Raw genomic sequence first — 16,523 nt, forward strand, 5'->3', positions numbered from 1 at the left:
TGAGCCTTGAGCAACAGATGCTCAAGTTTTATCCAATTCATGGGGGGCCTCGTACCCGTTGTCGTATGAGCCATTCAATGGCAAACAGCAAACCCATCAACCCGTAGGAGATCAGGCCGGTGTAAATCATCCACCAACTCAACGGCGCCCAGAGAGTCAGGGCGCCGGCGAGCAAACCGTTACAGAGGAAAAATACACTCCAGGCAATCGTCACCTGGCGGGTATAAACAATCGCCTTGTCCGGCAAATCAGTCGACTCATGGGGCCGGTTGAACCAGACGGTAGACCGCCTCGACCACGTCGCTGACGGTACGCACCGACTTGAACTCTTCGGCGGCGATTTTCTTGCCGGTCTGGCGTTTGATGTGACTGATCAGATCGATCGCGTCGATGCTGTCGATTTCCAGGTCCTGATACAGGTTGGAGTCCAGGTTCACGCGTTCGGGTTCCAGCTCAAAGTGTTCGACCAAGGCATCGCGCAGGGTGTTGAAGATGTCGTCACGAGTTTGCATAGTCCGGTCTCAAGGCCCGTGTTGCAGTGACGAACGCCGCAAGGCTCGCCGCGCTGGAGAAGTGACCGCGTGTGTCGTTGGCTTCAGAGTCGATCTTGATGCCGTACTTTTTCTGAATCGCCAGGCCGAGCTCCAGGGCATCGACCGAGTCCAGGCCCAAGCCTTCGCCGAACAGCGTCTGTTCGTCGCCGATGTCGTCCACGTTGATGTCTTCGAGACCCAGGACGTCGATGATCAGCATTTTTATCTCACGCTTCAGATCGCTCATCTTCGGCGAGTTCCCTAATAAAGTATTGGTGGAAATAATCATTGAGTTTGCGCGAGGCATTAGGTCGGGAGCCGAGCGCTGCGAAGGCTTGTGGGTCTATATCAGCCCCTACGCAGAGACTGAAGTGCACGCGGCGTTTGGGAATCCGGTACCAAGGCTCGGCCTTGGTCAGGGTAGTCGGGTTGACCTTGATGATCACCGGGGTGACAACTTTCGCACCACGCAGGGCAATTACCGCCGCGCCCCGATGAAAGGCTGGCGGTTGGCCGGGTTGGGTACGGGTGCCTTCGGGGAAGATGATCAGGGTCTGGTCGCTTTTCAGTGCATCGGCAGCGGCATCGAGCATGTCCATGCTGCCGTCATTGCTGATGTACTCGGTGCGGCTTAGCGGGCCACGGAGGAAGGGATTTTCCCATAGACTTTTCTTGACCACGCAGTTGGCGTGGGGCACCAGACCGAGCAGGAACACGACATCGATCAACGATGGATGATTGGCGATGATCATCTGCCCTGAGCGGCCGAGTTTTTCCGCCCCCTGGATGTCGTAGGTCAGCACGCCTGTGCGAGCCATGAACCGGAAAAAAGAGCGGCACTTGCGGCTGACGGTCTGCCGCGCCCGTTGCCGATGGGTTTGGGCATCGCCCGGCAGGCATCCGAGAACCGGGAAAACCACCAGCCGCAGCCACAGCCCGCTCCACCCGAACAGGGCGAAGCTTGCGGCGGTGGCCAGCAGGCGCCAGTAGTAGGCGTCGCGGTTTTTATCGGTCACAGGTTGTGTTGCCAGATCCATTCACGATTTTTCCAGACATGTTGGCAGGTGGTCTGCTGGCCGTGCAACGCACGCAACAGGCTCAGTGCGTGGGGCCAAAGTGTCTTTGACAACGCATCCGACGCGCTGTTCAGGGACAGCTGCCACTGATTGCCGGGCGTGATCAGTAGACCGACCGCGTAAGGGAACGGCACATCGTCGATCCAGGCGCAATAGGCTGCGGGCGGCACTGCATGGCGGGCAGAAAAGACACGTCGGGGGCGGCACCGCTGCTCTTGAGCACGACCGGTTGTCGGCTCCAGGCTTGCCAATCGTCCACGCTTTCGAGCCCAGGGGCTCAGGCGCGACATTGGGCGATGTTGAATGTGATCACTGAAACTCATCCCCTCCCCCCTGCGGGCTTCCTTGACGCGGTGAGTCCATTGACCGACGACTGCCCCGACATGGCGCTAAAGCCGAGTGGCGGGCATTATCGCGGTGCGGCTGGCTTGTAGCAAATACTGGCTACATTTTGTTCGGTGTGCCATGTCGTTCATCGGCAAAAAAAAGGTCGTTGGGCCAGGCTCAGGGGCGTCGACCGGATCGTTCGGCCCTCCACACGCCTGACTGTAGCTATTAAATCCATCGCCACTGTATCTGCTCATGCCCAACGTCAGACGAGTCATTGAACAATCGTCGGCAGATGCTCCGCGAGATACATATCGGCCTTGCTCAGCAAACTGGACTGATGTGGCTTTTAGTAAGACCCGGTTAATATTGACCGATACGTTCGAGGAAACAGGCATGATCTCTGACCCTGGCACACCGACGCTGGACCAGCTGCGCGTATTCCTGACGGTCGTGGAAGTCGGCAGTTTTGCAGGGGCCGCCAGAAAACTTCATCGAGCCACCTCGGTCATCAGCTATTCAATCGCCAACCTGGAAATGCAGCTCGGCGTGTCGCTGTTTGACCGCCAGACAACACGCAAGCCCCAGCTCACCGAGGCCGGCCGCACCGTGCTGGCCGAAGCCAGAACCATCGCCAACGGTATTCATGGATTACGCGCCAAGGTCAAAGGCCTGCTTCAGGGGCTCGAAGCTGAAGTTCACGTCGTGCTCGATGTGATGCTTCCCGCCGAGCGTGTCGTGGACGCACTCAAATCCTTTCGAGAGGAATTCCCCACGGTTGCCCTTCACCTCCACATGGAAGCGCTCGGCGCCGTCACTGAGCTGGTGCTCAACCGCGGCGCGATAGTCGGCGTGAGCGGGCCAATGAATGAAGGAATCAGTGATATCGAAAGAATTGGCGTCGGCAGTGTCGAATTGATTCCGGTGGCAGCCCCGCATCATCCGTTGGCTTCAAGCGACTCGAACGCTCCGGGCGCCGGGCGAGAGTTCACTCAACTGGTGCTGTCCGATCGCTCGCTCCTGACCAAGGACAAGGATTTCGCCGTTCTCAGTAACCGTACCTGGCGGCTGGCGGACCTGGGAGCCAAGCACATGTTGCTGCGTGAAGGCATTGGTTGGGGGAACATGCCAGCCCCGATGGTCCAGGAAGATCTGGATAGCGGCCGACTCGTGCGGCTGAACATACCGGAATACCAAAGCGGAAAATATTACTTCGACGTCATCTATCGCACGGATCTGCCACCGGGCCCCGCCGCGAGGTGGTTGATTGACCGCTTCGTTCAACAAGGCTCCGCGCAGGAGGCATCCACTTGAGCGTGCTACTTGTCGATTTTATAGAACCTGCACATCGAAATTAATCGGGTTTTCCCGAACCGAGATCCATGGGACATTCTTTCGACCAAGAGCAGCAATCGCTGCGAACCGGCTATCAAAGCCTTGGAGGCGAAAGATGAACCAGGCTCAAGCTCTGCTTCAGGCGCACTTCGACACATTTGTCGCCAACCCTGAAAAATGGAAATCGCTTATCTCGGACGACATTGTCTGGGAACTCCCCTACGCCGCGGGCCTCGGGCATCCGAGCCGATTGACGGGGCGAGATGAAGTGCTGGGTCACGTCGGCTGGTTCATCGGAGCGGTGGAAGACTTTCGCTTTTACGACCTTCAGATCAATGCCTTTGCTGATGATTCAAAAGCAGTCGCGCAAGTAAAGGCCGAAGGAAGGATCAAGACGACAGGTCGAATCTACAGACAAGCCTACGTTTTGTTTGAGGAAGTCGAAAACGGAAGGCTCAAGTTTATCCGGGAGTACTTCGATCCGATTCAAGCGGCTCATGCGCTGGACGAAGAAATCAAGCAGCCGACAGATCTTTTCTGAAAATTGAGAATGCCCTCAGCGAATGCACGACGATCTCGGATTTCCAGTTTCAACCCCCACACTCCAGGACAAATCCCTTGCCCCCGGAGGTTGAAGGTCAGTCGCGCAAACAGTGAACCACTGTGCTCGATGCGCGACTGATGCCAGGTTCTGCGACCATCCGCCAACTTAGCGCCCGAGCGGGCCAGCGGGCTGCCTAGTGCCCAAGGCGCCCGCCGGTGACTGGTGTTGGGCCGCGCATTGGGGATCATCGGGGATGCACCCCGTCGCCGCTTCACCGCCCCGACCTTCGCAGGCCGGGGCACAGATTGCATCTTGTGCCGGACCGGAATCGCAATCCACCTGTGCGCAAATATCAAGGGTCGTGCCATCCTGGCAGATGCACCGCTGCAGGTTAGGCCCGCCCGCAGCAACCTCCTGGTAATTCAACGTTTTCGCGTCGGTAGCGCCAAAGGTCAAATACCAGGGCTCGCGCAGCTGGCCACCGCTCCTGGCCGGGGGGACAAACAACAGGTATTGCTTGCTCGCCACGTCGTAGCGACGAACCTCTCCAGTGTTGGTGATGGGCACGAACAGTTTCCTTTCCGGTCCAAACAACAGGGCCTGGGCGAAAACGCGGTCCTTGCCTGGCTCATAAAGATTGATCTTGTCGACGAATTTGCCGGTCTGATCGTAGATGCGGATCGAGTCCGTATCGTTGGAATTGGCCCTGATGCTGGTGACATACAGCCGACCGTCGGGGCCGAAGACCAGGCCCTCCGGCCGATTGAGCTGGCCCACCCCACCCTTGTCGGAGATGAAAGTGCCGATGAACTTGCCGTCAGCGGCAAAACGCATGACTTCCCCGCCCAGGCCGTCCTTCTTCAGGCTCTGCACCGAAACGTAGACCAGTCCGTCAGGGCCAAACACAATACCCCGGGGATGGAAGTCACCGTGCGACGACACACTCCTGAAGCTGGCTAGAAATGCGCCATTTGAGTTGTAGGTCAAGAGCTTTCCCGGTGAGTTGCCGTGGCTGGACACACTGCTCGCGACGTAAAGTACCTTTTCCGGGAAGGCCTCACGGACGATGCCGAACGGTGCAAACGGGGCATTCTTGTCCGTAGAAGGAACCCATGCCCCCAGGAAGGCGCCAGTGTCGCGGTTGTAGCGCAGGACCGCACCAGCCTCTCTACTTTCAACATTCTCGTTCGCGACCGCTAATTGATCACCATCCACGAACATGCCCCGGGGGCCATCCAGCCCGCCGCTTTTTGAGCGCACGAAGGCGTCCGGATTATTGGATGGATCGAGGTCGCCATCGAGGAAAACCCCCGACACGGCGTCGAAACGCTTGACGGTCTTGTCAGCGGCATCGCCGATATACAGAACGTCGGCACTGAGCGCGCTGCGCACGCCCAATGCTCCGGCCAGCGCCAGCATTGAACAGAGCACCAGCAATAGTGCGCTGAAGATTGAATATATGTTTACGCGAGGGGCATGCATAGGCATCGATCCTTGTAGATGAGTGGGAACGAACGCCCATACCCACTACAGCGACTCGCCGTTGGCATCGTCAGCACCAGACGCCCAGCGACCGCGCTAGAGCGCCCGCTGGGCGTTTCGCGTAAGTAAAGATGTGCCCATCAATATGTCAAAACGATATCAGTGCTCAGGAGACCGGCGGTCGCCACGCCGTCTGACGGACAAACCAAATCCGTGCGGCGTTCATGTCAGGAAGGTCTCCACAGGACAAGGGCTTACCCTGATGCAGTTGCCCTTCGCCACGCCATTGCTGGAGTACGATTAGTCTGGCCTGCGCCGCCGGCGGTAAGCGGGCCGAGGAGTTGCACGCCAGCTGCCACAGGTGTGTTGGTGTCCCCTGTGGGAGCTGGCTTGAACGGGTCAAGTAATTCTGGACACCTGTTCAGGTTGCCAGGCTACTGAACAATGACAAAACAACCATGATTGAAGTCATTCAGTCGGCTCAGGTTTTTTTGCAAAAATAGTTTTTTGGTATAAATCATAAGAAAGCAATCTGTTTTTAATGGCATTGAATTCGCTGCCAAGGACGGGTTGAGGCGATTTTTCTTGAGGGTCGTCTACAATATTATATTTTGCAATAGTGCCGGGACCATATTCGTATATGTATTTATAGGGATGATCGACTAATGCCGATGCCAGCTCATTAAAAAAAGTAGACATGAAAAACACTCGCCTCCCCTGCTCCCTCAACAAACTAACGCCTTGTACATTGAGAGAAGAATCAGTCACTCCAAAAAAATCAGCAATTGTTGGTGCGATGTCAATCTGCTGACTTGTTGTTGATGTATTCCTGGGCAACACCTTACCCTTCGCCCAAAATATCAAAGGCACCGTAACTTCCTCTTCGTGCATGGAGGAGTTGTGAATAAACGTCCCATGCTCCCCAAAAGATTCGCCATGATCTCCAACAAGCACAAACAATGTTGAGTCAAGAATGCCTGACTTGTCGAATGCATCCAACATTCCACCTATCAGGGCATCTATTTTCATTATGCATTCTTCGTATTTTTTTATCGCTACCTGTGAAGCTGGATCGCTAGTGCAGTTATACGGGTAATGTGCGGCGGTTGGAAAATACAGCGCAATGAACCCTTTACCCTCTTTAGCAATATCTTCCAGGTGCGAAACACTTGCGGAGAACAAATATTCATCACTTTCGCCAAAGCTGCTATTGTTTTGTGGCTGAATTTTACCCAGAGCCATATCAGAAGCTTCATACGCGTTCGACACGCCTATGGACCTTAAAAAACCACCCATATTTTCAAACTGTAAAAACAATGAACTAAATGCAACCGCCTCCATATTTTTTTTCTTTTTTAATTCATGAATGATACTAGGCTGATAGAGGCGCATCGCCTCTTTAATTTCAATATCCGGGTACGCGTGCAACCCGGTAAGTATTGAGTAATAGCCTTTAGATGAATGAGGGACAGACACATACGATTTAAAAAGCATTCCTTCCCGAGCAAGCTTTTCAAATACTGGATATTTTTCAGCGGTTTTTACACCCGCACCAAAAATACTGTTCCACCGCACCGACTCCAGGACAACATATACTAGATTCTTGAACTCTGGAGTGGGTTGAGGATCAAGCCTTTGAATATGATTGATTGCTGACAAAGGATACGTTGGCTGTTCAAATTCCAGCAGGGCTTCATCTTGAACAGCACCTAAAGAGATGGTGTTTCTGACGGTAGCAACCAAAGGATTTATGAAAATATTCTTATTCAAGTCGTAGCGAGCGTCTCCCGTATAGGCCGACCACAAAAACATGGCTGACAAGAGCAATATAAACATTGCTCCGTATTTGCTTTTTCTCTCTTTTCCTGCACTTTTGCTTCCATGTATTTTATAGGCGGCCAATCCAACCAGAAGCCAAGTTGCCAGGTAAGCAAGAAAGAGAACAAACACAATGAATCTAAAAGTAAATCCAAACCCGGAAGATTGATTTAAAAATATTTCCACCCCCGAAGCCAAATCACTTGCATTTTGCAAACTGTATTTTACAAGCGGCAAATCCAACGGTTTGAGCCATAGCTCTCTAACCCTCATGTCCAATAACAGACATAGCAATAAAACACCCGAGAAAATACTCAGCACATAAAAATAAAGCTTATTCTTTTTTATTGCAGCCATTGCCACCAGATATACAATTGCCGAAAGAATCAAGTCCTGCAACAAGAACAAAAAAACACTGCGCGCCCCAGTATCAATCCACCTATAAGAAAAAAACTCTATCAAAATAATCTTCGGCACAAGAAAAAGAGAAACGGCAAAAAGCAACGTTATGTTTAATAAATATGTTCTTTTCCACATACTGTTCAGCCCCCGAATTTATAGAAAAAGTGCGACATTTGAAACGAGAGACCGGCAGGGAGCCTGCCCCCGGCAGCCCCCCTATTCATCAACTTAAGCACCCAGTCTTTGTTTGGGCAAGAAAACCCGGGGCTTGAGTGAGCAATGGCATCAGGGGTCGCATCGTTTTTTTGCCGCTTGCAGGGCTGCGGCCGTCTTGAGGTGCTGGCTTCGGAAAGGAATCGGGAGCACAGCATCGGGGATCAGGTGGTGCCTTTGATGTGGGGTTTATGGAGCGCTTACGCCCCAGCCCCTCATATCATTCCGGCTGATAATTAACTTCGCCCCGTTCGATTCGTCGTTGATGGCTCAAGCTCGCATCATCCGCCCAATCTTAATAAATTGGCGGACTCCCCATGGAACAGTCACTCAAACATTTGCGCTATCCCCTTGCCGCCTTGGCAGTTGTGGTGATGAGCGCGTGTGGTCGTGCCCCGGAGGCCACCCAGGCTCCGGCCGCGCCCAAAGTCAGTGTGGCCAAGGTGCTGGAACAACCCATCAATGAATGGGACGAATTCACCGGGCGCCTGGAAGCGCCAGAGACCGTAGAGGTTCGCCCACGGGTATCCGGGCAGATCGATCAGGTCGCCTTCACCGAAGGTGCCCTGGTCAAGAAAGGCGACCTGCTGTTCCAGATCGACCCGCGCCCCTTCGAGGCCGAAGTCCGCCGCCTCGAAGCCCAGGTGCAACAAGCCCGCTCCACCGCCGTGCGCAGTGCCAACGAAGCCCAGCGCGGCGAACGCCTGCGCGAGAGCAATGCGATTTCCGCGGAGCTGGCCGAGTCGCGCACAACCGCTGCCCAGGAAGCTCGTGCCGGCGTCGCCGCCATTCAGGCGCAGCTGGATGTAGCCAGGCTGAACTTGAGCTTCACCCGGGTCACCGCGCCCATCGGCGGCCGGGTCAGCCGTGCCCTGATCACCGCCGGCAACATCGTCAACGCCGATAGCACGCCGCTGACCAGCGTGGTTTCAACCGACAAGGTCTATGCCTACTTCGATGCCGACGAACGCGTCTACCTCAAGTACACCCAACTGGCGCGCCAGGGCCAGCGCGGCCAGACCACCCCGGTCTACCTGGGGCTGTCCAACGAAGACGGCAATCCGCACCTGGGCCAGATGAACTTCGTCGACAACCAGGTCAACCCCAAGACCGGCACCATCCGCGGTCGTGCGGTGTTCGACAACAGCGACGGCAGCTTCACCCCCGGTCTGTACGCCCGCCTGAAACTGGTCGGCAGCGCCACGTACTCGGCCGTACTGATCAACGATGAAGCGGTCGGCACAGACCTTGGCAAGAAATTCGTGCTGGTCATGGATGCCGACAACAAGGCCACCTACCGCGCCGTCGAACTGGGTCCGAAACTCGAAGGCCTGCGCATCGTGCGCAGCGGCCTGAGCAAGGAAGACCGCATCGTCGTCAAAGGCCTGCAACGCGTCCGCCCGGGCTCCCCCGTGCAGCCGCAGGACACGCCAATGGCCAGCGACGCGACCATTGCCGCCCTCGCCCAGCAACGCCAGGCCCTTGAAGCCAGCAACCCGCCACGCGTCACCCCGGCTGCGACCGAGAAGGTGGCAAGTGTTGCGACTCCACGCGGTTAAGAGATCACGCCCATGAATTTCTCCCAGTTCTTTATTTCCCGGCCGATCTTCGCCGCGGTGCTGTCGCTGCTGATCCTGATCGCCGGCGGCATCTCGTTGTTCCAGTTGCCGATCAGCGAATACCCGGAAGTGGTACCGCCGACCGTGGTCGTGCGCGCCAACTTCCCCGGCGCCAACCCCAAGGTCATCGGCGAAACCGTGGCCGCGCCGCTGGAGCAGGCCATCACCGGGGTCGAGAACATGTTGTACATGTCCTCGCAATCGACCGCTGACGGCAAGATCACCCTGACCATCACCTTCGCCCTGGGCACCGACCTGGACAATGCCCAGGTGCAGGTTCAGAACCGGGTAACCCGGACCCAGCCCAAGCTGCCCGAGGAAGTGACGCGCATCGGTATCACGGTCGACAAGGCCTCGCCCGACCTGACCATGGTCGTGCACCTGACCTCGCCGGACAAACGCTACGACATGCTCTACCTGTCCAACTACGCCATCCTCAACATCAAGGACGAGCTGGCGCGCCTGGGCGGTGTCGGTGATGTGCAGCTGTTCGGCATGGGCGACTACTCGCTGCGGATCTGGCTCGACCCGAACAAGGTGGCCTCGCGCAACCTGACCGCCACAGACGTGGTCAGTGCGATCCGCGAGCAGAACCGTCAGGTCGCTGCCGGCCAACTGGGCGCACCGCCCGCCCCCGATGCCACCAGCTTTCAGCTCTCGGTCAACACCCAGGGCCGTCTGGTCAGCGAGGAAGAGTTCGAGAACATCATCATCCGCTCCGGGGCCAACGGCGAAATCACGCGCCTGAAGGATATTGCCCGGGTCGAGCTGGGCTCCAGCCAATACGCCCTGCGCTCGCTTCTCAACAACCAGCCGGCCGTGGCGATCCCGATCTTCCAGCGTCCCGGCTCCAACGCCATCGAAATCTCCAACGAAGTCCGGGCCAAGATGGCCGAGCTGAAGCAAACCTTCCCCGAAGGCATGGACTACAGCATCGTCTATGACCCGACCATCTTCGTCCGCGGTTCCATCGAAGCGGTGGTGCACACCTTGTTCGAAGCGTTGATCCTGGTCGTGCTGGTGGTGATCCTGTTCCTGCAGACCTGGCGCGCCTCGATCATCCCCCTGGTGGCCGTGCCGGTATCGCTGATCGGTACCTTTGCCGTGATGCACCTGTTCGGCTTCTCGCTCAACGCCCTGTCGCTGTTCGGGCTGGTATTGGCCATCGGTATCGTGGTGGACGACGCCATCGTGGTCGTGGAGAACGTCGAACGTAACATCGGCCTGGGGCTGACGCCGGTCGAAGCCACCAAGCGGGCCATGCGTGAAGTGACCGGCCCCATCATCGCCACGGCGTTGGTGCTGTGTGCGGTGTTTGTGCCGGCGGCGTTCATCTCCGGCCTGACCGGGCAGTTCTACAAGCAGTTCGCCTTGACCATCGCCATTTCCACGGTGATCTCGGCCTTCAACTCGCTGACCCTGTCGCCGGCCCTGGCCGCCGTATTGCTCAAGGACCACAGCGCGCCCAAGGATCGCTTCTCGAAGTTCCTCGACAGGCTGCTCGGTGGCTGGTTGTTCCGCCCGTTCAACCGCTTCTTCGACCGTGCCAGCCATGGCTATGTCGGCACTGTGACGCGGGTCATCCGCAGCAGCGGCATCGCCCTGGTCCTCTACGCAGGCTTCATGGTCCTGACCTGGCTGGGCTTTGCCACCACCCCGACTGGCTTCGTGCCCGCCCAGGACAAGCAATACCTGGTGGCCTTCGCCCAGTTGCCGGATGCCGCCAGCCTGGATCGCACCGAAGCGGTCATCAAGAAGATGTCGGAAATCGCCCTGGAGCAACCGGGCGTGGCCAACTCCGTGGCGTTCCCGGGGCTGTCGATCAATGGTTTCACCAACAGCCCGAACAGCGGCATCGTGTTCACCCCGCTCAAGCCGTTTGATGAGCGCAAGGACCCGAGCCAGTCGGCCGCCGCCATCGCCGCCGCGCTGAACGCCAAGTTCGCCGACATCCAGGATGCCTATATTGCGATCTTCCCACCGCCGCCGGTTCAGGGCCTGGGCACCATCGGCGGTTTCCGCCTGCAGATCGAAGACCGTGGCGGCCTGGGCTACGAAGCGCTGTACAAGGAAACCCAGAACATCATCGCCAAGAGCCGCAGCGTGCCGGAACTGGCCGGCCTGTTCACCAGCTACCAGGTCAACGTGCCCCAGGTCGATGCCGCCATCGACCGGGAAAAGGCCAAGACCCATGGCGTGGCGATCAGTGACATCTTCGACACCCTGCAGATTTACCTGGGCTCGCTGTATGCCAACGACTTCAACCGCTTTGGCCGTACCTATCAGGTCAACGTCCAGGCCGAGCAGCAGTTCCGTCTGGAGGCCGAGCAGATCGGTCAGTTGAAGGTGCGCAACAATGTCGGCGAGATGATTCCGCTCGCGACCTTCATCAAGGTCAGCGACACCGCGGGGCCGGATCGGGTCATGCACTACAACGGTTTCGTCACCGCCGAAATCAATGGCGCAGCGGCCCCCGGCTACAGCTCCGGCCAGGCCGAGAAAGCCATCGAGAAGCTGCTCAAGGAGGAGTTGCCCAACGGCATGACCTACGAGTGGACCGAGTTGACCTACCAGCAGATCCTGGCCGGCAACACCGCGCTGTTCGTGTTCCCGCTCTGTGTATTGCTGGCCTTCCTGGTACTGGCTGCCCAGTACGAAAGCTGGAGCCTGCCGCTGGCGGTGATCCTGATCGTACCGATGACGCTGTTGTCGGCCATCACCGGGGTGATCCTGTCCGGTGGCGATAACAACATCTTCACCCAGATCGGCTTGATCGTACTGGTGGGGCTGGCGTGCAAGAACGCGATCCTGATCGTCGAGTTCGCCAAGGACAAGCAGGAAGAAGGCCTCGACCCGCTCAGCGCGGTACTGGAAGCCTGCCGCCTGCGTCTGCGGCCGATCCTGATGACCTCGTTTGCCTTCATCATGGGTGTGGTACCGCTGGTGCTGTCGTCCGGTGCCGGTGCCGAGATGCGTCATGCCATGGGTGTTGCGGTGTTCTCCGGGATGCTCGGGGTGACCTTCTTCGGCCTGCTGCTGACACCGGTGTTCTTTGTTCTGATCCGCCGTTATGTGGAGCGCGGCGAAGCACGCAAGACTGCAAAACTGTTGAAACTGGAGAGCCAGGCATGAGTGTAGGTATCAAGCTGTTTATGCCCAGTCTGCTGGTGCTGGCCCTGGCCGCGTGCACGGTCGGGCCCGACTACAAGACACCGCAGACCGCTCCGGCGCACATCAGTGCCGCCGAAGGTACAGAGGCTCAGGGCAAGTTCGATCGCGGTCATTTCGACGCGATCTGGTGGCGGCAGTTCGAGGACCCGACCTTGAACCAGCTGGTCAGTGAGTCGCTCAAGGGCAACCGTGAACTGCGCGTGGCCTACGCCCGCCTGAAAGCGTCCCGGGCGATCCGCGATGATGTCAGCAATGACAATCTGCCCGTGGTGACCGCCCGCGCCAGCAGTGACCTGGGCAAGAGCCAGATCCCCGGCCAGACCGATCACCGGGTCAACATCGAGCGCTATGACCTGGGCCTGGACATGGCCTGGGAGGTCGACCTGTTCGGACGCATTCAGCGCGAGATCGAAGTCAGCGATGCCGAAACACAGGTTGCTGCCGCCGATCTCAACCAGTTGCAAGTGACCCTGATTGCCGAACTGGTCGATGCCTATGGGCAACTACGCGGTGCGCAACTGCGCGAGAAAATCGCCCTGGCCAACCTGAAGAATCAGGAGGAGTCGCGTGGCATTACCGAGAACCTGCGCGCAGCCGGGGTCGGCAACGAACTGGACGTGACTCGCGCCGATGCACGCCTGGCGGCGGTCGAAGCCACTGTGCCACGGCTGCAGGCCGAGCAGGTCCGAGCACGCAATCGCATCGCAACGCTGCTCGGGCAACGTCCCGACCAGCTCAGTGTCGACCTGAGCCCGGCGCAATTGCCGGCCATCGCCAAGGCCCTGCCGGTCGGCGATCCTGGTGAACTGCTGCGTCGTCGTCCCGATGTGATGAGCGCCGAACGCAAGCTGGCTGCCGCCACAGCCAGTATCGGCGTCGCCACGGCAGACCTGTTCCCACGGGTCAGCCTCAGCGGCTTCCTCGGCTTTACTGCCGCGCGTGGTTCGCAGATCGGTTCTTCAGCGGCCAAAGCCTGGACCCTGGGCCCGACCATCAGCTGGGCGGCCTTCGACCTTGGCAGCGTGCGCGCAGAAATCCGCCGCGCCGACGCCGATGCCGAGGGCGCGCTGGCGACCTATGAGCAGCAAGTGCTGTTGGCGTTGGAAGAATCGGAAAATGCGTTCAGCGACTATGGCAAACGCCAGCAACGCTTGCTGTCGCTGATCCGCCAGAGCGAGTCCAGCCGCAAGGCCGCTGACCTGGCCGAGGTCCGCTACCGCGAAGGCACTTCCGACTACCTGGTGCTGCTCGATGCCCAGCGCGAACGCCTCAACGCTGAAGACGAGCAGGCGCAGGCGGAAGTCGAGTTGTATCAGGGGATCGTTTCGATCTACAAGGCATTGGGTGGGGGTTGGCAGCCGGAGACGGTGGCCTCGGCGTACTAACCTCGTTCGCCGATCCCCTGTAGCCGCTGCCGCAGGCTGCGCTGAGGTCCGCAGGACCTCCAATTGCGCCTGCGTTGCAGGCGAGCGCAGCCTGCGGCAGCGGCTACAGGGACAGCGTTCCTCACGCGATTTCCGGTGCCCACGATCAGTGGTCGTACGGGACGGCCCTCCACCTGCTATTCCTACCTATTGGACGCCGAAATCCCTGGAGGTCGCCATGGTCACGGCACCAGCCATGCGCGCAGCCAAAGGGTGCCGACCTTATCCGGAGGTGGCCCATGTTATTTGTCCTCAGCTGGACGATCAGGCACGATTGTCGCAATCATGCAATGAAACGATTTATCGAGTCCGGCGGCGCTCCCGCCCCTGATGGCGTGAAGATGCTTGGCCGTTGGCACGCCGTCGGCCGTCGAACCGGGTTCGGTGTAGTTGAAACCAATGACCTGGCATTGCTGCAGAAATGGGTCCTGAACTGGAGTGACGTGCTCGACATGGACGTCTATCCGGCAATGACCGACGAGCAGATTGGTCCTTTGATGGTGGACGTGCTCAAACAGGGTTAGCGCATCGGCAACCCGGCGACCGGGCTTGAGTCGTCGGGTTGCGCTTGCAGCTATACCTCAGAAGGCAAAGCACGAACAGCCAAATGCCCCCCAGAATCCCTGAAAGTCACTGACCGGCACCGACGACAGGCGCGCCCGCTCATGCCCATGGGCATGCACCGCACAAGGCCCGCTGCACTGATGCGCCCGGGATTGCAGCGGCGCATTGGGCCTGAAGTGGCCAGGTACCCTGGCCACCGGTGACCAGTCCGGCATCACCGGCAACCTGGCCGGCCCCAACTTGTCGAATTCAGCACTGGCGTACACGACCTTGCCATCGACCACCGTCAGTACCGATTCGATCCATTTGATTGCATCGGTCTCGACGCTGAAGTAATCCGCCGACAACGCCACCAGATCCGCCAGTTGACCGACCTTGATCTGGCCTTTCTTGCCCTGCTCCGATGAGAACCAGGCGCTGCCATGGGTATACAACTCCAGGGCAGTGTCGCGGCTCAGGCCTTGGGGGTAGAGCTTGAGCCCACCCACCGTGCGCCCGCTGACCATCCAGTACAGGGAGGTCCAGGGGTTGTAGCTCGAGACCCGCGTGGCGTCAGTACCCGCCCCAACCGGCACGCCTTCGGCGAGCATGCGCTGGATCGGCGGGGTGTGTTCGGCCGCCCTGGCTCCGTAGCGATGGGCGAAGTATTCACCCTGGAACGCCATGCGATCCTGAATCGCGATGCCACCACCCAAGGCGCGAACCCGTTCGATATTTTGCGGGGTAATGGTCTCGGCGTGGTCGAAGAACCACGGCAGGCCATTGAAGGGGATATCACGGTCGACCTTCTCGAATACGTCGAGCATCCGCGAGATGGATTCGTCGTAGGTCGCATGCAGACGAAACGGCCAGCGCTGCTCGACCAGGTGCCGCACCACCGGCTCCAGTTCCTCTTCCATGGTTTGCGGCAATTCCGGACGCGGCTCGAGAAAATCCTCGAAATCGGCGGCGGAGAACACCAGCATCTCCCCTGCACCGTTGTGCCGCAAGAAATCGTCGCCCTGGCCGTACTTGACGCTGCCGGTCCAGTTCTTGAAATCGCTCAGTTCTTCCCTGGGCTTTTGCGTGAACAGGTTGTAGGCGATGCGCACCGTCAGTTGCCGGTCCCTGGCCAATTGCTCGATCACTTGATAGTCGTCGGGGTAATTCTGGTAACCGCCACCGGCATCGATGGCACTGGTGACGCCCAGGCGGTTGAGTTCACGCATGAACTGGCGGGTCGAATTGACCTGGTACTCCAGCGGCAGCTTCGGTCCCTTGGCCAGGGTGGAGTAGAGAATCATCGCGTTGGGCCTGGCCACCAGCATGCCGTTGGGCTCGCCATTGGCGTCCCGGACGATCTCGCCACCCGGCGGGTTGGGTGTATTGCGGTCATAACCGACCACCCGCAGCGCCGCACGATTGAGCAAGGCACGGTCGTACAGGTGCAGCACGAACACCGGAGTATCGGGGGCGGCCTTGTTCAGTTCATCGATCGTCGGCATGCGCTTTTCGGCGAACTGGAACTCGTTCCAGCCCCCCACCACACGCACCCATTGTGGCGCCGGCGTGCGCTCGGCCTGGTCCTTGAGCATGCCCAGGGCATCGGCCAGCGAAGGCACCCCTTCCCAGCGCAGCTCGAGGTTGTAATTGAGCCCTCCGCGAATCAGGTGCAGGTGCGAGTCATTGAGACCAGGGATGACCGTGCGGCCCTTGAGGTCGATGGCCTGGGTGGCAGCGCCGCGCAAGGCCATGGCCTGGGCATCGCTGCCCACCACCACGAAGCGGCCGTCCTTGATGGCCACGGCGCTGACCCGGGGCTTGTCGCGATCGACCGTGTGCAAACGGCCGTTGTACAGAATCAGATCGGCGGTGACGGCGTCCATACGTAGCTCCCTGGTAGCTGTCCTGCGATTGAAGGGAATGCGGTGTGCCCTGACGCTTCTGATTGAAGTAGTCACAGGTCAGTTTGACCACCAGCTCCGACAGAAGGCACTACGCAGGCAATGCGTCGAAATAATGATTCCGTTGTTGCG

12 protein-coding genes and 2 pseudogenes are annotated in these 16,523 nt (G+C 58.6%); 6 read left to right on the top strand and 8 right to left on the bottom strand.

Features of this window, described 5'->3' with window-relative positions; translation table 11 throughout:
• Positions 1-37: 37 nt before the first annotated feature.
• The 5 genes and pseudogenes from F2S13_RS22240 to F2S13_RS22260 all read right to left on the bottom strand — a co-directional run.
• Positions 38-247 (bottom strand): annotated as a pseudogene (locus F2S13_RS22240) (COG4648 family protein); the annotation flags it as partial.
• Positions 248-257: 10 nt separating this feature from the next.
• Complete coding sequence (locus tag F2S13_RS22245; protein WP_166364856.1) at positions 258-512, bottom strand: acyl carrier protein; 255 nt, start codon at positions 510-512, stop codon at positions 258-260.
• A complete protein-coding gene (locus F2S13_RS22250) occupies positions 499-780 on the bottom strand; it encodes a phosphopantetheine-binding protein (protein WP_166364858.1) in 282 nt (93 codons plus the stop codon). Before F2S13_RS22250 ends, F2S13_RS22245 begins: the two co-directional genes overlap by 14 nt.
• Entirely contained in the window at positions 761-1,570 is an 810-nt protein-coding gene (locus F2S13_RS22255) for a lysophospholipid acyltransferase family protein (RefSeq protein WP_166364860.1), read from the bottom strand. Before F2S13_RS22255 ends, F2S13_RS22250 begins: the two co-directional genes overlap by 20 nt.
• Positions 1,546-1,868, bottom strand: a pseudogene (locus F2S13_RS22260) (beta-ketoacyl synthase chain length factor). Before F2S13_RS22260 ends, F2S13_RS22255 begins: the two are co-directional and overlap by 25 nt.
• Before the next feature lie 464 nt (positions 1,869-2,332).
• Between F2S13_RS22260 and F2S13_RS22265 the strand changes: the two are divergent.
• Both F2S13_RS22265 and F2S13_RS22270 read left to right on the top strand, forming a co-directional pair.
• Positions 2,333-3,250 (top strand): LysR family transcriptional regulator, encoded by a 918-nt coding sequence (locus F2S13_RS22265; protein WP_166364862.1) that lies wholly within the window; start codon positions 2,333-2,335, stop codon positions 3,248-3,250.
• A 136-nt stretch (positions 3,251-3,386) separates the two neighbouring features.
• Positions 3,387-3,812: a nuclear transport factor 2 family protein gene (locus F2S13_RS22270; RefSeq protein ID WP_166364864.1), complete on the top strand. Its 426-nt coding sequence runs from the start codon at positions 3,387-3,389 to the stop codon at positions 3,810-3,812.
• A 168-nt stretch (positions 3,813-3,980) separates the two neighbouring features.
• Here F2S13_RS22270 and F2S13_RS22275 read toward each other — a convergent pair whose 3' ends face one another.
• Complete coding sequence (locus tag F2S13_RS22275) at positions 3,981-5,234, bottom strand: NHL repeat-containing protein (protein WP_178119042.1); 1,254 nt, start codon at positions 5,232-5,234, stop codon at positions 3,981-3,983.
• Between the two features lie 531 nt (positions 5,235-5,765).
• Positions 5,766-7,652, bottom strand: coding sequence for an LTA synthase family protein (locus F2S13_RS22280; RefSeq protein ID WP_166364866.1), 1,887 nt, complete (start codon positions 7,650-7,652; stop codon positions 5,766-5,768).
• A gap of 395 nt (positions 7,653-8,047) precedes the next feature.
• Here F2S13_RS22280 and mexE point away from each other — a divergent pair, with 395 nt between their 5' ends.
• The 4 genes from mexE (at position 8,048) to F2S13_RS22300 (ending at position 14,468) form a co-directional block, all read left to right on the top strand.
• Positions 8,048-9,289 (top strand): multidrug efflux RND transporter periplasmic adaptor subunit MexE, encoded by a 1,242-nt coding sequence (gene mexE, locus F2S13_RS22285; protein WP_166364868.1) that lies wholly within the window; start codon positions 8,048-8,050, stop codon positions 9,287-9,289.
• Between the two features lie 12 nt (positions 9,290-9,301).
• Positions 9,302-12,481: an efflux RND transporter permease subunit gene (locus F2S13_RS22290; RefSeq protein ID WP_166364870.1), complete on the top strand. Its 3,180-nt coding sequence runs from the start codon at positions 9,302-9,304 to the stop codon at positions 12,479-12,481.
• Positions 12,478-13,905 (top strand): efflux transporter outer membrane subunit, encoded by a 1,428-nt coding sequence (locus F2S13_RS22295; protein WP_166364872.1) that lies wholly within the window; start codon positions 12,478-12,480, stop codon positions 13,903-13,905. Before F2S13_RS22290 ends, F2S13_RS22295 begins: the two co-directional genes overlap by 4 nt.
• Before the next feature lie 278 nt (positions 13,906-14,183).
• A complete protein-coding gene (locus F2S13_RS22300) occupies positions 14,184-14,468 on the top strand; it encodes a DUF3303 domain-containing protein (RefSeq protein WP_166364874.1) in 285 nt (94 codons plus the stop codon).
• A 57-nt stretch (positions 14,469-14,525) separates the two neighbouring features.
• Here F2S13_RS22300 and F2S13_RS22305 read toward each other — a convergent pair whose 3' ends face one another.
• Positions 14,526-16,373 carry an amidohydrolase gene (locus F2S13_RS22305; protein WP_166364876.1) on the bottom strand — a complete coding sequence of 616 codons (1,848 nt, stop codon included), beginning with the start codon at positions 16,371-16,373 and terminating at the stop codon, positions 14,526-14,528.
• Positions 16,374-16,523 lie beyond the last annotated feature (150 nt).

This window comes from Pseudomonas akapageensis, assembly GCF_011355085.1.
Lineage (GTDB): Bacteria > Pseudomonadota > Gammaproteobacteria > Pseudomonadales > Pseudomonadaceae > Aquipseudomonas > Aquipseudomonas akapageensis.

Bases quoted from the DNA above. Each gene is read 5' to 3' on its own strand.
- F2S13_RS22245 (WP_166364856.1), bottom strand. From the start codon at position 512: ATGCAAACTCGTGACGACATCTTCAACACCCTGCGCGATGCCTTGGTC.
- F2S13_RS22250 (WP_166364858.1), bottom strand. From the start codon at position 780: ATGAGCGATCTGAAGCGTGAGATAAAAATGCTGATCATCGACGTCCTG.
- F2S13_RS22255 (WP_166364860.1), bottom strand. From the start codon at position 1,570: ATGGATCTGGCAACACAACCTGTGACCGATAAAAACCGCGACGCCTAC.
- F2S13_RS22265 (WP_166364862.1), top strand. From the start codon at position 2,333: ATGATCTCTGACCCTGGCACACCGACGCTGGACCAGCTGCGCGTATTC.
- F2S13_RS22270 (WP_166364864.1), top strand. From the start codon at position 3,387: ATGAACCAGGCTCAAGCTCTGCTTCAGGCGCACTTCGACACATTTGTC.
- F2S13_RS22275 (WP_178119042.1), bottom strand. From the start codon at position 5,234: ATGCTGGCGCTGGCCGGAGCATTGGGCGTGCGCAGCGCGCTCAGTGCC.
- F2S13_RS22280 (WP_166364866.1), bottom strand. From the start codon at position 7,652: ATGTGGAAAAGAACATATTTATTAAACATAACGTTGCTTTTTGCCGTT.
- mexE (WP_166364868.1), top strand. From the start codon at position 8,048: ATGGAACAGTCACTCAAACATTTGCGCTATCCCCTTGCCGCCTTGGCA.
- F2S13_RS22290 (WP_166364870.1), top strand. From the start codon at position 9,302: ATGAATTTCTCCCAGTTCTTTATTTCCCGGCCGATCTTCGCCGCGGTG.
- F2S13_RS22295 (WP_166364872.1), top strand. From the start codon at position 12,478: ATGAGTGTAGGTATCAAGCTGTTTATGCCCAGTCTGCTGGTGCTGGCC.
- F2S13_RS22300 (WP_166364874.1), top strand. From the start codon at position 14,184: ATGTTATTTGTCCTCAGCTGGACGATCAGGCACGATTGTCGCAATCAT.
- F2S13_RS22305 (WP_166364876.1), bottom strand. From the start codon at position 16,373: ATGGACGCCGTCACCGCCGATCTGATTCTGTACAACGGCCGTTTGCAC.